The sequence below is a fragment of the Streptomyces sp. NBC_01335 genome (assembly GCF_035953295.1).
Taxonomy (GTDB): domain Bacteria; phylum Actinomycetota; class Actinomycetes; order Streptomycetales; family Streptomycetaceae; genus Streptomyces.
Genome location: NZ_CP108370.1, coordinates 6031144 through 6047331, shown reverse-complemented (window position 1 = coordinate 6047331; position 16188 = coordinate 6031144). Strand labels below are relative to the sequence as shown.

The 16188-nt window shown below is 71.6% G+C and carries 12 protein-coding genes and 1 riboswitch; of the genes, 2 read left to right on the top strand and 10 right to left on the bottom strand.

Annotated elements, in window-relative coordinates; all coding sequences use genetic code 11:
• Nucleotides 1–5 precede the first annotated feature (5 nt).
• A riboswitch (cyclic di-AMP (ydaO/yuaA leader) is annotated at nucleotides 6–173 on the bottom strand.
• A gap of 214 nt (nucleotides 174–387) precedes the next feature.
• On the bottom strand, nucleotides 388–1770 hold the full coding sequence (locus OG599_RS26070) for a M16 family metallopeptidase (protein ID WP_327180197.1): 1383 nt from the start codon (nucleotides 1768–1770) through the stop codon (nucleotides 388–390).
• Nucleotides 1771–1796: 26 nt separating this feature from the next.
• On the bottom strand, nucleotides 1797–3164 hold the full coding sequence (locus tag OG599_RS26065; RefSeq protein ID WP_327178385.1) for a M16 family metallopeptidase: 1368 nt from the start codon (nucleotides 3162–3164) through the stop codon (nucleotides 1797–1799).
• A gap of 392 nt (nucleotides 3165–3556) precedes the next feature.
• Between OG599_RS26065 and OG599_RS26060 the strand changes: the two genes are divergently transcribed.
• Entirely contained in the window at nucleotides 3557–6007 is a 2451-nt protein-coding gene (locus tag OG599_RS26060) for a DNA gyrase/topoisomerase IV subunit A (protein WP_327178384.1), read from the top strand.
• Between the two features lie 117 nt (nucleotides 6008–6124).
• On the opposite strand, the gene OG599_RS26055 is transcribed toward OG599_RS26060, so the two are convergent.
• Together OG599_RS26055 and OG599_RS26050 are read right to left on the bottom strand one after the other, a co-directional pair.
• Nucleotides 6125–7393 (bottom strand): CobW family GTP-binding protein, encoded by a 1269-nt coding sequence (locus tag OG599_RS26055; protein ID WP_327178383.1) that lies wholly within the window; start codon nucleotides 7391–7393, stop codon nucleotides 6125–6127.
• Between the two features lie 38 nt (nucleotides 7394–7431).
• Nucleotides 7432–8613, bottom strand: coding sequence for a citrate synthase/methylcitrate synthase (locus OG599_RS26050; protein ID WP_327178382.1), 1182 nt, complete (start codon nucleotides 8611–8613; stop codon nucleotides 7432–7434).
• 125 nt (nucleotides 8614–8738) lie between these two features.
• On the opposite strand from OG599_RS26050, the gene OG599_RS26045 reads away from it, so the two are divergent.
• Entirely contained in the window at nucleotides 8739–10235 is a 1497-nt protein-coding gene (locus OG599_RS26045; protein ID WP_327178381.1) for a citrate synthase, read from the top strand.
• A gap of 7 nt (nucleotides 10236–10242) precedes the next feature.
• On the opposite strand, the gene OG599_RS26040 is transcribed toward OG599_RS26045, so the two are convergent.
• From OG599_RS26040 to OG599_RS26015, 6 genes are all read right to left on the bottom strand, one after another.
• On the bottom strand, nucleotides 10243–11262 hold the full coding sequence (locus OG599_RS26040; RefSeq protein ID WP_327178380.1) for a LacI family DNA-binding transcriptional regulator: 1020 nt from the start codon (nucleotides 11260–11262) through the stop codon (nucleotides 10243–10245).
• A gap of 269 nt (nucleotides 11263–11531) precedes the next feature.
• Nucleotides 11532–13124: a solute symporter family protein gene (locus tag OG599_RS26035; protein ID WP_327178379.1), complete on the bottom strand. Its 1593-nt coding sequence runs from the start codon at nucleotides 13122–13124 to the stop codon at nucleotides 11532–11534.
• Nucleotides 13121–13597 carry a DUF485 domain-containing protein gene (locus OG599_RS26030; protein WP_327178378.1) on the bottom strand — a complete coding sequence of 159 codons (477 nt, stop codon included), beginning with the start codon at nucleotides 13595–13597 and terminating at the stop codon, nucleotides 13121–13123. Before OG599_RS26030 ends, OG599_RS26035 begins: the two co-directional genes overlap by 4 nt.
• Before the next feature lie 96 nt (nucleotides 13598–13693).
• Entirely contained in the window at nucleotides 13694–14440 is a 747-nt protein-coding gene (locus OG599_RS26025) for a response regulator transcription factor (protein WP_327178377.1), read from the bottom strand.
• Entirely contained in the window at nucleotides 14437–15600 is a 1164-nt protein-coding gene (locus OG599_RS26020; protein ID WP_327178376.1) for a sensor histidine kinase, read from the bottom strand. The genes OG599_RS26025 and OG599_RS26020 overlap by 4 nt, the downstream gene beginning before the upstream one ends.
• Nucleotides 15597–16148 carry a DUF1453 domain-containing protein gene (locus tag OG599_RS26015; protein ID WP_327178375.1) on the bottom strand — a complete coding sequence of 184 codons (552 nt, stop codon included), beginning with the start codon at nucleotides 16146–16148 and terminating at the stop codon, nucleotides 15597–15599. Before OG599_RS26015 ends, OG599_RS26020 begins: the two co-directional genes overlap by 4 nt.
• Nucleotides 16149–16188: the final 40 nt, after the last annotated feature.

Here is a 16188-nt window from a genome sequence, read left to right as displayed (position 1 = left end):
GGGTCCTTTCCTTCCTTCTCGCCTACCGGGTTAGCTGACGGGTTCGGAGCAGGAAGGTCTCCTACGGGCGTTCGCGCCTCTCACGAGGCGCGGGTGCCCGATTCACCCCAGGGACTTCACGGGTCCCCGGCTCCCCAGGCTCGCGCCCGACGGGGACTCGGCGATGACTGTCCGGCACCGCGAGTGCGGTACACAGTCGACGGACAGCCGGATCGACGCTAGGCCGCGGCGCTTTCGATCACCAAACGGACAGGGAGTTTTGTAGCGTATCCCACAGGGCAGACAGCCACTCTTCCCGCCAAAGGGGACAAACGCCGCAACCCCGGCGGGATCTCTCCCACCGGGGTCGCGGCCGGGGACTTACCCGGTCGTGCGATTGACGGCCGGTCAGCCGTTGACGACCGTCACCTCGCCGATGCCCAGCGCGCGGACCGGATCGGCGATCTGCGCCGCGTCGCCCACCAGGATCGTCACCAGTCGGTCCACCGGGAAGGCGTTGACCACCGCGGCGGTCGCCTCGACCGTGCCGGTCTCGGCGAGCCGCGCGTACAGATGGGCCTGGAAGTCGTCGGGCAGCTGCTGCTCGACCTGGTCGGCGAGGGTCGCCGCGACGGAGGCCGCCGTCTCGAACTTGAGCGGGGCCACCCCCACGAGGTTCTGCACGGCGGTCTCGCGCTCGGCGTCGGTCAGCCCGTCCGCCGCGAGGGTCCGCAGGACCTTCCAGAGGTCGTCGAGCGCGGGGCCCGTGGACTCGGTGTCCACCGAACCGCTGATGGCCAGCATCGCGGCACCGGCGGGGCCGGAGTCCGGACCGCCGGCCGTGGAGCGGAGCACCTGGGCGAAGGCGCGTACGCCGTAGGTGTAGCCCTTCTCCTCGCGCAGCACCCGGTCGAGCCGGGAGGTGAGCGTGCCGCCGAGGCAGTACGTCCCGAGGACCTGGGCGGGCCAGACGCTGTCGTGCCGGTCCGCTCCGATACGGCCGATGAGCAGCTGTGTCTGCACGGCTCCCGGACGGTTCACGATGACCACGCGGCCGGTGTCGTCCGCGGTGATCGGCGCCACCGGGCGGGGGCTGCCGGCGTCGCCCGACCAGTCACCGAGGGTGTCGGCGAGCAGGGCGTCCAGGTCGATGCCGGTGAGGTCGCCGACGACGACCGCGACCGCGGTGGCGGGGCGGACGTGGGCGTCGTAGAAGGCGCGCACGGCGGCGGAGTCGATCCGCCGCACGGTGTCCTCGGTGCCCAGACGCGGGCGCGACATCCGGGCGGTGGCCGGGAACAGCTCCTTGGAGAGCTGCTTGGCGGCACGGCGGGCGGGGTTGGCCTGCTCGTGCGGGATCTCGTCGAGGCGGTTGCCCACCAGGCGCTCGATCTCGCTGTCGGCGAAGGCGGGGGCCCGCAGCGCCTCGGCGACCAGTCCGAGCGCCTTGGCCAGCCGGGAGGCGGGCACCTCCAGCGAGACCCGGACGCCCGGGTGGTCGGCGTGCGCGTCGAGCGTGGCGCCGCAGCGCTCCAGCTCGGCGGCGAACTCCTCCGCGCTGTGCTTGTCCGTCCCCTCGGAGAGGGCGCGCGCCATGATGGTGGCGACGCCGTCCAGGCCCTCGGGTTCGGCGTCGAGCGGCGCTTCGAGGTGGATCTCGACCGCGACGACCTGCTGGCCGGGCCGGTGGCTGCGGAGCACGGTCAGCCCGTTGGGCAGGGTGCCGCGCTCGGGGGCCGGGAAGGCCCAGGGACGGGCGGTGCCCGGGGTGGGCTGCGGGTGGAACTCCATGGCTACTCCAGTCACGGCGGCGTCGCTCACTTGGCGGCCTCCTCGTGGGCGTCGGTGTCCGCGCCGTCCTCGGCACCGGTCTCGTCGGCCGGTTCGACCGGCTCGTAGACCAGCACGGCACGGTTGTCGGGACGCAGCGTGGCCGCGGCGACCTTCCGCACCTCGTCGGCGGTGATGTCGAGGACGCGCCCCACGGCCGTCAGCGCGAGCTGCGGGTCGCCGAACAGCACGGCGAAGCGGCAGAGTTCGTCGGCGCGTCCGGCGACCGTGCCGAGACGGTCCAGCCACTCGCGCTCCAACTGGGCCTGCGCGCGCTCCATCTCCTCCGGTGTGGGGCCCTCGGCGGCGAACCGCGCCAGCTCCTCGTCGACCGCGGTCTCGATGCTCTCGACCTCCACGCCGCCGGACGTCTTGACGTCCAGCCAGCCCAGCGACGGCGCGCCGGCCAGCCGCAGCAGCCCGAACCCGGCGGCCACCGCCGTACGGTCGCGGCGCACCAGCCGGTTGTGCAGCCGGGACGACTCGCCGCCGCCGAGGACGGTCAGGGCCAGGTCGGCGGCGTCCGCCTCGCGGGTGCCGTCGTGCGGCAGCCGGTAGGCGGCCATCAGCGCGCGGGCCGGGACCTCCTCGTGCACCACTTCGCGCAACTGCCCGCCGATGGTGCCGGGCAGGGAGCCGTCGCGCGGGGGCTTCTTGCCGTCGTGGGACGGGATGGAGCCGAAGTACTTCTCGATCCAGGCGAGGGTCTCCTCGGGGTCGATGTCGCCGACGACCGAGAGCACCGCGTTGTTGGGCGCGTAGTACGTACGGAAGAAGGTCCGCGCGTCCTCCAGCGTCGCCGCGTCCAGGTCGGCCATCGAGCCGATCGGCGTGTGGTGGTACGGGTGGCCCTCCGGATAGGCGAGGGCGGTGAGCCGCTCGAACGCGGTGCCGTACGGGACGTTGTCGTACCGCTGGCGGCGCTCGTTCTTGACGACGTCCCGCTGGTTCTCCATCGACTCCTCGTCGAGCGCGGCGAGGAGGGAGCCCATCCGGTCGGCCTCCAGCCAGAGCGCGAGCTCCAGCTGGTGGGTCGGCATGGTCTCGAAGTAGTTGGTGCGCTCGAAGCTCGTCGTGCCGTTGAGCGAACCGCCGGCGCCCTGGACGAGCTCGAAGTGGCCGTTCCCCTTGACCTGCTTCGATCCCTGGAACATCAGGTGCTCGAAGAGGTGCGCGAGGCCGGTCCGCCCCTCCACCTCGTGGCGGGAGCCGACGTCGTACCAGAGGCAGACCGCGGCGACCGGGGTCAGATGGTCCTCGGAGAGCACCACGCGCAGGCCATTGGCCAGACGGTGCTCGGTCGCTGTCAGGCCGCTGGAGCCGGCCTGTGCGGTGGCCGTGTGACCCATGGGCATGTACGTCCCTTCGATCGCGGTACTGGACTTTCTGCCAGACCTGCCACTGTAAGCAAGCGCACGGGTACCTGGCGAAGTTCCCGTTCCTTCGATGTTGTGCTCGTTGGTTTGTTCTTGACGACTGATGTTGACGCGTGGTGCCGGCACCGCGGGCGGGGGGTCGGTCCGAAGCGCCTGTTCCGGGCTCCGGTACTGCCTCCCGCGGCCCGCCGTCACGGGCTCCGTCACGGCTGCCGTGACGGCCCGGGGACCCGTGGGAACGGGCGCCCCGGCGGGTTCGGGCGGGGCGCTTGGGACGGGTCGAGGTCGGCGCTGTCGGCGGGGCGGTCCACAATGGTCCGCGTCAGAACCTCAGGTTGCCCGACAGAATCTGTGAAGGAGTCGCAGCCGCGATGGCCCGCCGCAGCACGAAAACCCCGCCGCCGGACGACTTCGAGGAGAAGATCCTCGACATCGACGTCGTCGACGAAATGCAGGGCTCCTTCCTCGAGTACGCGTACTCGGTGATCTACTCCCGGGCCCTGCCCGACGCGCGCGACGGCATGAAGCCCGTGCACCGCCGCATCGTGTCCCAGATGAACGAGATGGGGCTGCGCCCCGACCGCGGATACGTCAAGTGCGCCCGCGTGGTCGGCGAAGTCATGGGCAAGCTCCACCCGCACGGTGACGCGTCGATCTACGACGCCCTGGTGCGCATGGCGCAGCCGTTCTCCATGCGGCTCCCGCTGGTGGACGGACACGGCAACTTCGGATCCCTCGGCAACGACGACCCGCCGGCCGCCATGCGGTACACCGAGTGCCGGATGGCCGACGCCACGTCCCTGATGACGGAGTCGATCGACGAGGACACCGTCGATTTCCAGTCGAACTACGACGGCCAGGAGCAGGAGCCCGTCGTCCTCCCGGCCGCCTACCCGAACCTGCTGGTCAACGGCGCGTCCGGGATCGCGGTCGGCATGGCGACCAACATGCCTCCGCACAACCTCGGTGAGGTCGTCGCCGCCGCGCGCCACCTCATCCGGTACCCGAACGCCGACCTCGAAGCACTGATGCGGTTCGTCCCCGGTCCCGACCTGCCGACCGGTGGGCGGATCGTGGGCCTGAGCGGCATCAAGGACGCCTACGCCGCCGGGCGCGGCACGTTCAAGATCCGGGCGACGGTCGCCGTGGAGAACGTCACCCCGCGCCGCAAGGGCCTCGTCGTCACCGAACTGCCCTTCACGGTCGGTCCGGAGAAGGTCATCTCGAAGATCAAGGACCTGGTCTCGTCGAAGAAGCTCCAGGGCATCGCCGACGTCAAGGACCTCACGGACCGCTCGCACGGGCTGCGCCTGGTCATCGAGATCAAGAACGGCTTCGTGCCGGAGGCCGTGCTGGAGCAGCTCTACAAGCTGACGCCGATGGAGGAGTCCTTCGGCATCAACAACGTCGCGCTCGTCGACGGGCAGCCGCTCACCCTGGGACTCAAGGAGCTCCTGGAGGTCTACCTCGACCACCGCTTCGAGGTCGTGCGCCGGCGCAGCGAGTTCCGCCGTACCAAGCGGCGCGACCGGCTGCACCTGGTGGACGGGCTGCTCGTCGCCCTCGTCGACATCGACGAGGTCATCCGGATCATCCGGGACAGCGACAACTCCTCGGCCGCGAAGGAGCGGCTCATGGAGCGCTTCTCGCTGAGCGAGATCCAGACGCAGTACATCCTGGACACCCCGCTGCGCCGGCTGACCCGGTTCGACCGGATCGAGCTGGAGAGCGAGCGCGACCGGCTCAACTCCGAGATCGAGGCGCTGACCACGATCCTGGAGTCCGACACCGAGCTGCGCAAGCTCGTCTCCTCCGAACTGGCCGCGGTGGCCAAGAAGTTCGGCACCGACCGGCGCACGGTGCTGCTGGAGTCGGCGGGTTCGCAGGTCTCCGCCGTACCGCTGCAGGTCGCGGACGACCCGTGCCGGGTGCTGCTCTCCTCGACCGGTCTGCTCGCCCGGACCGCCAACGCCGACCCGGTCGCCGAGGACGAGGACGCCAAGCGCGCGAAGCACGACGTGATCGTGTCGGCCGTACCGGCGACGGCGCGCGGCGAGGTGGGGGCGGTGACCTCCACCGGACGGCTGCTGCGCGTCGCGGTGATCGATCTGCCCCAGCTCCCGGACACCCACGCGGCGCCCAACCTCTCGGGCGGGGCCCCGGTTCCGGAGTTCCTCGCGTTGGAGGAGGGCGAGGAACTGATCTGCCTGACCACGCTCGACGAGACGTCGCAGGGGCTGGCGATCGGCACCCTGCAGGGTGTGGTGAAGCGCGTCGTGCCGGACTACCCGGCCAACAAGGACGAGCTGGAGGTCATCTCCCTGAAGGAGGGCGACCGGATCGTCGGAGCCGTGGAACTGCGTACGGGCGAGGAGGACCTGGTCTTCATCTCGTCCGACGCGCAGCTGCTGCGCTACCCGGCGGCTCAGGTGCGCCCGCAGGGGCGTCCGGCCGGCGGCATGGCCGGGATCAAGCTCTCGGACGGCGCCGAGGTGCTGTCCTTCTCCGCGGTCGAACCGGCCGCGGACGCGGCGGTGTTCACGGTGGCCGGCTCACACGGCACGCTGGACGACTCGGTGCTCACGTCGAAGCTGACGCCGTTCGACCAGTACCCGCGCAAGGGCCGGGCCACCGGTGGGGTGCGGTGCCAGCGGTTCCTCAAGGGTGAGGACGTGCTGGTCTTCGCCTGGGCCGGTCCCACGCCCGCGCGGGCCGCACAACAGAACGGCACCCCGGCCCGGCTGCCGGAACCCGACCCGCGCCGCGACGGCTCGGGCATCCCGATGACCGACCCGGTCGCTGCGATCGCGGGGCCGGTGTAGGTGCGGGTGTAGCAAGGGAGACGGCGGCTTCGCCCGGAGGACGGGTGCGGCGGGGGCGGGCCCCCGCCGCACCCGTCCTCCGGCCGTCCGGGGGCCGGGCCGGCGCGCCCGGTGTGTTCATTGCGCCGGGTCCGGCTCGGCGTCCGCCCCGCCCTTTTCGGCGGGCCGCTCGTCGGCGACGTAACGCAGCACGCCCCACATGGCGCGTTCCAGCTCGTCCGCGTCGCGGGGCTCGGGCTCCGGTGCGCCGTCGAACGGGCCCGGATCGCCCGGCGACGGCACCCGGCACTCCTCCAGTTCCCGCAGGAGTGCCTGCGCGTCGAACCCCGATCCGATCAGTACGAGCTGGGTGAGCCGCGGTTCGCCACGGCCCCAAGGACGCGGTACGAACCGGAGGAACCGGCCCACCGCGTGCAGCAGGTACGTGTTGCGGGGATCGGCCGCGCCGAAGTCCACGAAGCCCTTGATCCGGTACAGCCCCTCCGGCCGGGAGTCGAGGAACCGCATGAGGCGGCGGGGGTCCAGGGGCGTTCCGGTGGAGAGTTCGACGCTCTGGTACGCGGCGTGGGGATGGGCCCTGCCGTGGTTCCCCGCTCCACCGTGGCTCCCCGCTCCGCCGTGGTCCGCTTGTCCTGCCGGCAGGTCCTCCCCCGGCCGGTTCTCTGCCCGTACGTCCTCCGTCCGTAGGTCCTCTGCCCGTACGTCCTCTGCCAGCAGGTCCTCGAAGGTGAGCTGACGGGCCACCCGTTCGGTGTCCGGGCGGAGCGCGGGGTCGAAGAGCAGTGCCGGATCGATCCGTCCGTGCTCGGTGGAGACGACGGCGGCGCGGTCGGTCAGCGCGGCGACCGAGGCGCGCAGCCGGCCGTGTTCGGCTCCGTCGATCCGGTCGGTCTTGTTGAGCACGACCAGATCGGCGACGGCGAGGTGCCGGTCGGTCTCCGGATGCCGCTCCCGGGTGCGGTCGAACTCGGCCGCGTCGACGACTTCCACCAGTCCGCCGTAGACGATCCGGGAGTTCTCGCTCGCCAGCAGCATCCGTACGAGTTCCTGCGGTTCGGCGAGTCCGCTGGCCTCGATCACGATCAGATCGAGGCGGACGGCGGGCCTGGTCAGGGTCTCCAGATAGGTGTCCAGTTCGCTCGCGTCCACCGCGCAGCAGAGGCAGCCGTTGCCGAGTGAGACCGTCGAGCCGACCTGTCCGGCGACCGTCATGGCGTCGATCTCGATGGCCCCGAAGTCGTTCACGATCACGCCGATGCGGTTGCCTGCGCGGTTGTGGAGCAGGTGGTTCAGGAGCGTGGTCTTGCCCGAGCCGAGAAAGCCCGCGAGCACGATGACCGGAATCTGCGGGATGCGGGCTTCCCCCGGCGCGACCGAAGCAGGCAAGACGGACCATCCTCACGAAACAGCGGAGCAGCCGTCGGTCAGAGGGCCGGGACCGGCTGCGGCGGAGGCGTCCCGACGTAGCGGGCCGCCGGGCGGATGATCTTCGAGTCCGCCGCCTGCTCCAGGATATTGGCACTCCAGCCGACCACCCGCGCCGCACAGAAGGTGGGCGTGAACATGGTCCGCGGCAGCCCGCAGAGCTCCATCACGACCCCGGCGTAGAACTCCACGTTGGTGTGCAGCTCACGGCCCGGCTTGAGCTCGGCGAGGATGGCCTCCACCCGGCGCTCCACCTCGACGGCGAAGTCGACGAGCGGGCCGCCGAAGTCCTGGGCGATCCCCCGCAGCATGCGCGAACGCGGGTCCTCGGTGCGGTAGACGGGGTGGCCGAAACCCATGATCCGTCCGCCGGACAGGACCTGTTCACGGATCCAGCCGTCGATGCGGTCCGGGGTGCCGATCGCGTCCAGGGTGTCCAGGGCACGACTGGGTGCGCCCCCGTGCAACGGGCCGGAGAGCGCGCCGACCGCCGCGACCAGGCAGGCGGCCATGTCGGCCCCGGTGGAGGCGACGACCCTGGCGGTGAAGGTCGACGCGTTGAACCCGTGGTCGACGGTGGAGACGAGGTAGCGCTCGACGGCCCGCGCGCGGACGGGGTCGGGCACCTCGCCCGTGAGCATGTAGAGGTAGTTGGCCGCATGCGGCAGGTCGTCGCGCGGTTCGACGGGGTCGAGTCCCTCGCCGAGCCGGTGCAGCGCGGTCAGCAGGGTGGGCACCGCCGCGCAGACGGCGAGCGCGTCCTCCCGGCGGCGGCCGGGCTCGATGTCGTACAGCGGGCGGTACCCGGCGGAGGCCCCGAGGAGCGAGAGCGCGGTACGCAGCCCGGCCAGCGGACCCGACACCGCTCCGGCGCGGGCGATGCCGGGCAGCGCCGCACGGACCTCGTCCGGGAGGTGGCGCAGCTCGGCGAGGCGTGCGGCGAACGCGGCGCGGGCCGGGGCGTCGGGCAGCTCACCGTGGAACATCAGGTACCAGACGTCCTCAAAGTTCCGGGCCTCCGCCAGCTCGATCGCCGAGTACTGGCGGTAGTGGTAGAAGCCCTCGGCCCCCCGGACGTCACCCAAGGCCGTGTCGGTGACGACGACCCCCGCGAGGCCGCGCGGGACTGCGGACGGGGCGGGGCTGTGGGTTTCGGCGGCGCTGTGGGTTTCGGTCGGCATCGCCGGCCTCCTCTTCGGATGTTCCTGTTCACATGTTCCTGACTATTGATTCGACTATCCATGCTTGACTTCATGGACGTCAATATTGATTCAATCAATACACGACGAGTGGATACGGTGAGCGCATGACGGATCAAGGGGCGCGCGGCTTCGACCCGGCGGGCACGGAACGACACGACGATGAACGGCTCGGCACGGAACCGCCCGGCGCGGAACGGCTCGGCGCGGAACGGCTCAGCACCCGCGAGACGGCCGCTCTGCTCGGTGTGAAGCCGGAGACGGTGTACGCCTACGTCAGCCGCGGCCAGCTCAGCAGCGTGCGCGCGCCCGGAGGGCGGGGCAGCACCTTCGACGCCGACGAGGTCCGGGCCCTGGCCCGGCGCACGGGCCGACGCGAAGCCGTTCCGGCGGGCGGGGCCGATCTGGTCTTCCGTACCGGCGTCACCCTCATCGACCAGGACCGGTACTACTACCGGGGGGTCGACGCGGCTGAACTCGCTCTGAACCACAGCTACGAGGAAGTCGTCGAATGGCTGTGGACGGGCCGGCTCAAGCCGGGCGTCCGCTTCTCCGCTCCGGCGCAGGCCCTGACGGCGGCACGGCAGGCCGTCGCCGCCCTCCCCGAGCACAGCGGGACTACGGACCGGCTGCGGGTCGCCGTCGTCGCGGCGTCGGCGGCCGATCCGCTGCGGTTCGATCTCTCCCCCACCTCGGTCCTGGGCGCCGCCCGCGGCCTGATCCCGACCCTGGTCGAGGCGCTGCACCCGGCAACCCCGGTGACCGACGCGCCCGGTGTCGCGGGTCCGGGGGGTGAGGGTTCCGGGGGCGCGGGCCCGGGAGACAGGGACCTCGGCAGCGCGAGCACCGCCGGTGACGACGGCCCCGGCATCGCGGCCCGGTTGTGGCCCGCGCTCACCTCGCGTCCCGCCGACGCCGCGTCGCTCGCCGCCCTGGACACCGCGCTCGCGCTGCTGATCGACCACGACCTGGCTGCGTCCACCCTCGCCGTCCGGGTGGCGGCCTCCGCCCACGCGCATCCGTACGCCGTCGTCTCGGCGGGGCTCGGGGTGCTGGAGGGACCGCTGCACGGCGCGGCCAGCGGGCTCGCCCACCGGATGCTCCGCGAGGTCGTGGAACGAGGCAGTGCCGCACCGGTCGTCGCCGAGCACCTACGGGCCGGGAGGCGCGTGCCCGGACTCGGTCACCGTCTCTACAGCGGCGAAGACCCCCGTGCGCGGGTCCTGTTCACGCTCCTTGAGGACATGCCCGAGGCGGCGCCGGCGCTCGCCGCGGCTCGCGACGTGGCGTCCACCGCCGCACGGCACGTACCTCTGCACGCCAACATCGATCTCGCGCTGGCCGTGCTCTCGGTCTCCACGGGCATGTCCGCGGAGGCCGGGGAGACCGTTTTCGCCGTGGCCCGCACGGCAGGCTGGATCGCGCACGCCCTGGAGGAGTACGCGGAGCGGCCGCTGCGGCTGCGGCCCCGCGGCCAGTACACCGGACCGCCCCCGCCGCAGGCGCTGCCCGCCCCGGCCCCCTCCGCGGCACCGTCCTCGCCGCCGTCTTCGCCCACGTCTGTCCCCTCATCCCGAGCGGACGGTTCCGGGAGCGCAAGATAGCGACAGATCAGCGTGAATTATCGCGCGGCGGCGGGGCGGTCGAGCCGCGCACCACCAGTTCCGGCTCGAAGAGCAGTTCGTCGGAGGGCACCGCCTTGCCCCCGATCTGCACGGACAGCAGCTCGACGGCCGCCCGGCCCATGGCCTCGATGGGCTGACGAACCGTCGTCAACGGCGGTTCGGTGCAGTTCATGAAGGCGGAATCGTCGTAGCCGACCACCGAGACGTCGTGCGGCACGGAGAGTCCCCGGCGGCGGACCGCACGGACCGCGCCGAGCGCGAGCGGGTCGCTGCCGCAGATGATGCCGGTGACCTCGCGGTCGAGCAGCCGGGAGGCCGCCGCCTGGCCGCCCTCCAGCGAGAACATGGCCCGCGCGACATGCTCGTCCGGGATGGTCGCCCCGTACTCGCGGGCCAACTGCCGTGCGGCGTCGAGCTTGCGCTGCGAGGGAACGTGGTCGCTGGGGCCGAGCACCAGGCCGATCCGCTCGTGCCCGAGCGAGGCGAGGTGCCGCCACGCCTGCTCGACGGCGACGGAGTCGTCGCAGGAGACACCGGGGAAGCCGAGCTCGGCGATGGCCGCGTTGATCAGGACGACGGGGATGCGCCGGTCGGCGAGCACCTTGTAGTGGTCGTGGGCGGCATCTGCCTGGTGGTAGAGGCCGCCGGCGAACACCACCCCGGACACCTGCTGCTGGAGCAGCAGGTCCACGTAGTCCGCCTCGGAGACCCCGCCCTTGGTCTGCGTACAGAGCACGGGCGTGAGTCCCTGCTGGGCGAGGGCGCCGCCGACCACTTCGGCGAAGGCCGGGAAGATGGGGTTCTGGAGCTCGGGAAGGACGAGCCCGACCAGCCGGGCCCGCTCGCCCCGCAGCTGGGTCGGGCGCTCGTATCCGAGCACGTCCAGCGCGGAGAGCACCGCCTGCCGGGTGGCGTCTGAGACGCCTGGCTTACCGTTCAGGACCCGGCTGACCGTGGCCTCGCTGACCCCAACCTTCTGTGCCACCTGAGCAAGTCGTCGCGTCATGAGCGCAAGATTAGCGCAAGGAGCGCAAACCGATTGCGTACCTGCGGAATCCTCCACTCACCCCGCGACCAGCCTGGCCCAGCGGCCGGCCACACCGCGTCTCGGCGCGCACCGCAGCCCGGCTCACACCACAGCCCGGCTCACCTTCTCCGGCGCCCTCGGGCCGATCGTCCCCGCTCACTCCAACCGACTCTACGGTCACCACGGCCGGCCCGGCCCAGGTCGCCCGGCCCAGGTCGCCCGGTTCAGGCCGCCCGGCCCAGCCCAGGTCACACCGCCCCGGCTCCGGTCAGCGACCTGACCTCGGTCTCGGCGTGCTTGTCCTGGTCGGGCGACTCGGTGGAGGTCACCGTGCCGATCCACCCCGCGAGGAAACCCAGCGGAATGGAGACGAGACCCGGATTCTCCAGCGGGAAGAGCTGGAAGTCGACCCCGGGGAAGAGAGAGCGGGGCCCACCGGAGACGACCGGGGAGAGCAGTACGAGAACCAGCGCCGGAACCAGCCCCCCGTACACGGCCCAGACCGCACCGCGGGTGGTGAAGTTCTTCCAGAAGAGCGAGTAGAGCAGCGCCGGAAGGTTGGCCGAGGCGGCCACCGCGAAGGCCAGCCCTACGAGGAAGGCCACGTTGAGGTCCTGGGCGAGCAGGCCCAGCCCGATGGCGACAACGCCGATCCCGACGGCAGCCACCCGGGCCACCGCGACCTCGCCGAACGGCTTGCCGCCCGGGCGACGGAGCGAGGCGTAGAGGTCGTGAGCGACGGAGGCGGAGGAGGCGAGAGTGATCCCCGCGACCACGGCCAGGATCGTGGCGAAGGCGATGGCCGCGACCACGGCGAAGAGGATCGCTCCGCCGGTGGAGCCCTCTCCGCCGCCCAGCGCCAGCGCGAGCAGAGGTACCGCGGTGTTCCCGGCCTCGCTGGAGGACCGGACCGCCGCCGACCCGACGAGCGCGGCCGCGCCGAAGCCGAGCACGATGGTCATCAGGTAGAAGCTGCCGATCAGTCCGATCGACCAGACGACGGACCGGCGGGCCGCGCGCGCCGTCGGGACGGTGTAGAAGCGCGACAGGATGTGCGGCAGCCCGGCGGTACCGAGCACCAGCGCCACCCCGAGGCTGATGAAGTCGAGGCGCGCCGTCCAACTTCCGCCGTACTTGAGGCCCGGCGCCAGGAACTCCATTCCGTGGCCGCTGTGTTCGGCCGCAGAGTTGAGCAGCGCGTTGACGTCGCCGTGGAATCGGACCAGAACGGCAACGGTGAGAGCGACCGTGCCCGCCATGAGGAGGACTGCCTTGACGATCTGGATCCAGGTGGTGGCCCGCATGCCACCGAGGGAGACGTAGACGACCATGAGTGCACCGACCCCGACCACGGTCCAGGCGCGGGTCGCACCACTGGTACCACCGAGAAGCAGGGCGACCAGGCTTCCGGCACCGACCATCTGGGCGACGAGGTACAACACGGAGACGGTCACCGAAGACGCGCCGACCGCGGTGCGTACGGGGCGCTCCGCCATGCGTGCGGCGACCACGTCGGCGAGGGTGAACCTCCCGCAGTTGCGGACGAGTTCTGCCACCAGGAACAGAACGACCAGCCAGGCGACGAGGAAGCCGACCGAGTACAACATGCCGTCGTAGCCGAAGAGCGCGATGAGCCCGGAGATCCCGAGGAACGAGGCGGCCGACATGTAGTCGCCGGCGATGGCAAAACCGTTCTCCATGGGAGAGAACAGCCGGCCCCCGGCATAGAACTCCTCGGCGGAGCCCTTGCGGGTGCGGCCGACCCAGGTGGTGATACCGAGGGTGACGGCGATGAACGCGCTGAACAGCACCAGCGCGAGTGCCTGGTGGTCTCCGCTCACCGATCGATCCCTCTCGTCAGCTCCTGCGTCTCCCAGCGCAGTTCGAGCGCCGGACGATCCCGGCGGAGCCGCGCGTGCCGCGCGTACGCCCAGGTCAGCAGGAAGGTGGTGAGGAACTGCCCGAGCCCGGCGGCCATCGCGACATTCACCGCGCCGGCCACCGGACGGGCCATCAGCCCGGGCGCCCCGATGGCCGTGACCACGTAGGCGAGGTACCAGACGAGAAACGCGCAGGTCGCCGGGGCGACGAACCTCCGGTACCTGCGGCGCACTTCGCGGAAGGCCTCGCTCTGCTGGACCTCTCGGTAGATGTCGGCAGCGCTGTGGCCGCTCTGCGGAGCCCCGGGCACGGGCGGCGCGTCACTCACCGCGGTCCCCGTACCGTTCTGCTCGCCCCATCCGGGGGACAGTGCGTCATACCACGAGCCGTCGAGCCGCGTCGTCACGGCCTCCCGCCCTGCTTCCTTCTCCACCGAACAACTCCCTTGTCCGCGAACCTTTTCGGCCGCTCGGTCAAGAGTGTCCGGACAGGGTGGATCTCGGTTGCGGCATGCACCGCTTTCACCTGTTCAGGTGATATCCGTCCCAGGTGCCCGTGCGAGCCCCTGTACATATGCGTAGCGCACCGCCTGCGCCCGGTCCCGCACTCCGGTCTTGGCGAACAGGTTGTTGATGTGTGTTTTCACCGTGGCCTGCGAGACGTGCAGCCGACGTGAGATCTCGGTGTTGGAAAGCCCCTCGGCGATGAGCACCAGCACCTCCGCCTCACGCGGAGTCAGCCCGTCGGGAAGGCCGGTGCCCTGGCTCTGGTTCTGGCCCAGGCCCTGCCCCTGACCCAGCCCCTGACTCGGGCCCGGGCTCTGGCCTCGGGAAAACGCCGGCGGGGGCACGGCTGGCTCACCGGCCACGCGCTCCAGCAGACGCCGCTGCACGGCGGGTGAGAGACCCGCTTCACCGGACAGCACGGCCGAGATGGCCTGCACGATCTCCTCACCGCCCGCGTCCTTGGTGAGGAAGCCGCGCGCACCAGCCCGCAGCGCCGCGAAGAGCGATTCGTCATCGTCGAAGGTGGTCAGGACCACGACTTGGGTACCCGGGTACTCCGTGCGAACCCGCCGGGTCGCCTCGACACCGTCACAGCGCGGCATCCGCAGGTCCATCAGAACCACGTCGGGTGCGTGCTCCGCGACGAGCGCCACCGCCTCCTCGCCGTCCCTGGCAGCCCCGACCACATCGACGCCCAGCAGCCCGAGCAGCATCACGATGCCTTCGCGGACCGCCGACTGGTCGTCGGCGACCACCACCCGCGCGCTCACGCGGGCACCCGCAGACTCACCACGAATCCCTCCTCACCCGGCCCTGCCTCCAAAGTCCCGCCGAGGACCTCGGCGCGCTCCCGCATTCCGGTCAGACCGTAGCCCGGCCCGCCGGTCATCAGCTCCTCGTCCGGCACCCCTCCCCCGGAGTCCCGCACCTCCAGGGTCACCGTGTCCAGCAGATATTCCAGCCGTATCCGAACATGCGCTCCGGGGGCGTGCTTGCGCACGTTGGTGACGGCCTCCTGCGCGACCCGCCGCACCGCCTGCGAGGCTCCGGCCGAAAGGGGCCGTCGAGGCCCCTCGACGCTCAGTTCGACCGGTTGGGCGGAGACCAGGTTCCGCAGGAAGTCCTCGACGGGCGTCATCTCGCCCCGGAGGGCGGAGAGCGCCTGCCGGGTCTCGGTCAGCCCCTCTCGGGCCATCGAGCGGGCCGAGACGACCCTCTCCAGGACTTGGTCACGGAACGCGCCGGACGGTTCACGCTCGATCAGCAGCCTGGCCGCCTCCAAGTGCACCATCTGGGCCGACAGACTGTGCGCGAGCACGTCGTGGATCTCCCGGGCGATCCGGGAACGTTCGTCCAGTGCGGCCCTCTCCGCCTCTGCGGCCCTGGCCGCACGCTCCTGGGTGAGCAGCCGCTGAGCGCTTCCGGTTGCCTCCGCGTCCAGCCGGGCCACGTAGCCGCCCAGGCAGAGACCCGCACCCGTCAGCAGGGTGGTCATCCACCCGCCGCTGGTCAGGACCGCGAAGCACGCCAGGGTGAGGGCCACCGCCGGCGCCGCTGCCCGGAGCGGGAGCCTCGCCACGGCGAGGACGGTGCCGCCGCACCACAGGGCGGTGGCCAACGGCGTCGCGCCCGCCCCGTAGGCGACCAGTGCCAGTCCCGCCAGGAGAAGCAGCAGGGCCAGGGCCGGCCACAGCCGGTGCTCCCGGGTGAACCGGTGGTACCCCCGCGCCACCCGGACGCAGCAGGCGATCACCGCGAGCGCGACAGGGAGGGTGGCCGGACCGGACCGGCTGTCGCTCAGCGTCGCCCAGAACAGTCCTGCGGCGGCCAGGGCCCAGACGAGGAGGGACAGAACGGTCCGGGCAGGCGCCCTCGGCGTGCGCGTGAGCGCCTCGCGGGAGGGCCAGGAGGTCCAGCCCACCCCGGTCACGGAAGGTCCTTTCCGGCCGTTGGCGTCCGTATCCCGTCGACGGGACCGATCGCGGCGGGTGACCTGTCCCCGGGGCCTCCGGCGGGTCCCGCATGGAGTGGCAGTCCCTCGAGGCGCCAGGCCAGAACCCCTCCTCGCGCCAGCAGGGTCACGGCCAGGGCGAGCAGGAGACCATCGGTGCTCTGCTCCAACCCTGCGGCCGCCCCGACGGCCCAGAGGGCGGCACGGAGCACCAGACCACCCGCCCAGACGAAGGCCGTGGCACGAGTGCCCTTGGACCACGGGGTGCCGTCCGGCTCGCGCCAGATACGGGTCGCCCATCCCCAGCCGGCGCCGAGGACGAGCCCGAGGACGAGCTCGGCCGTCAGCACCTCCGCCGAAAGGGTCTCGTGACGCGCGTCGAGCAGCGACCCGCCGCGCAGAGCGAGCACCGCCAGGATCGCGGGAAGGAGCCACCACCGGGCCGACAGCGGACGTGCCGAGAACTGGCGCAGCAGCGTCCAGCCGGCGACGGCGACGATCACGAGAGCACTGACAACGCCGGACATGGCGTCCTCCGGAGAACGGGAAGATCGGACGCCTTCGACG

Coding starts and splice junctions, on each gene's coding strand:
- OG599_RS26070 (WP_327180197.1), bottom strand. CDS start 1,770: ATGGAGTTCCACCCGCAGCCCACCCCGGGCACCGCCCGTCCCTGGGCC.
- OG599_RS26065 (WP_327178385.1), bottom strand. CDS start 3,164: ATGCCCATGGGTCACACGGCCACCGCACAGGCCGGCTCCAGCGGCCTG.
- OG599_RS26060 (WP_327178384.1), top strand. CDS start 3,557: ATGGCCCGCCGCAGCACGAAAACCCCGCCGCCGGACGACTTCGAGGAG.
- OG599_RS26050 (WP_327178382.1), bottom strand. CDS start 8,613: ATGCCGACCGAAACCCACAGCGCCGCCGAAACCCACAGCCCCGCCCCG.
- OG599_RS26045 (WP_327178381.1), top strand. CDS start 8,739: ATGACGGATCAAGGGGCGCGCGGCTTCGACCCGGCGGGCACGGAACGA.
- OG599_RS26040 (WP_327178380.1), bottom strand. CDS start 11,262: ATGACGCGACGACTTGCTCAGGTGGCACAGAAGGTTGGGGTCAGCGAG.
- OG599_RS26015 (WP_327178375.1), bottom strand. CDS start 16,148: ATGTCCGGCGTTGTCAGTGCTCTCGTGATCGTCGCCGTCGCCGGCTGG.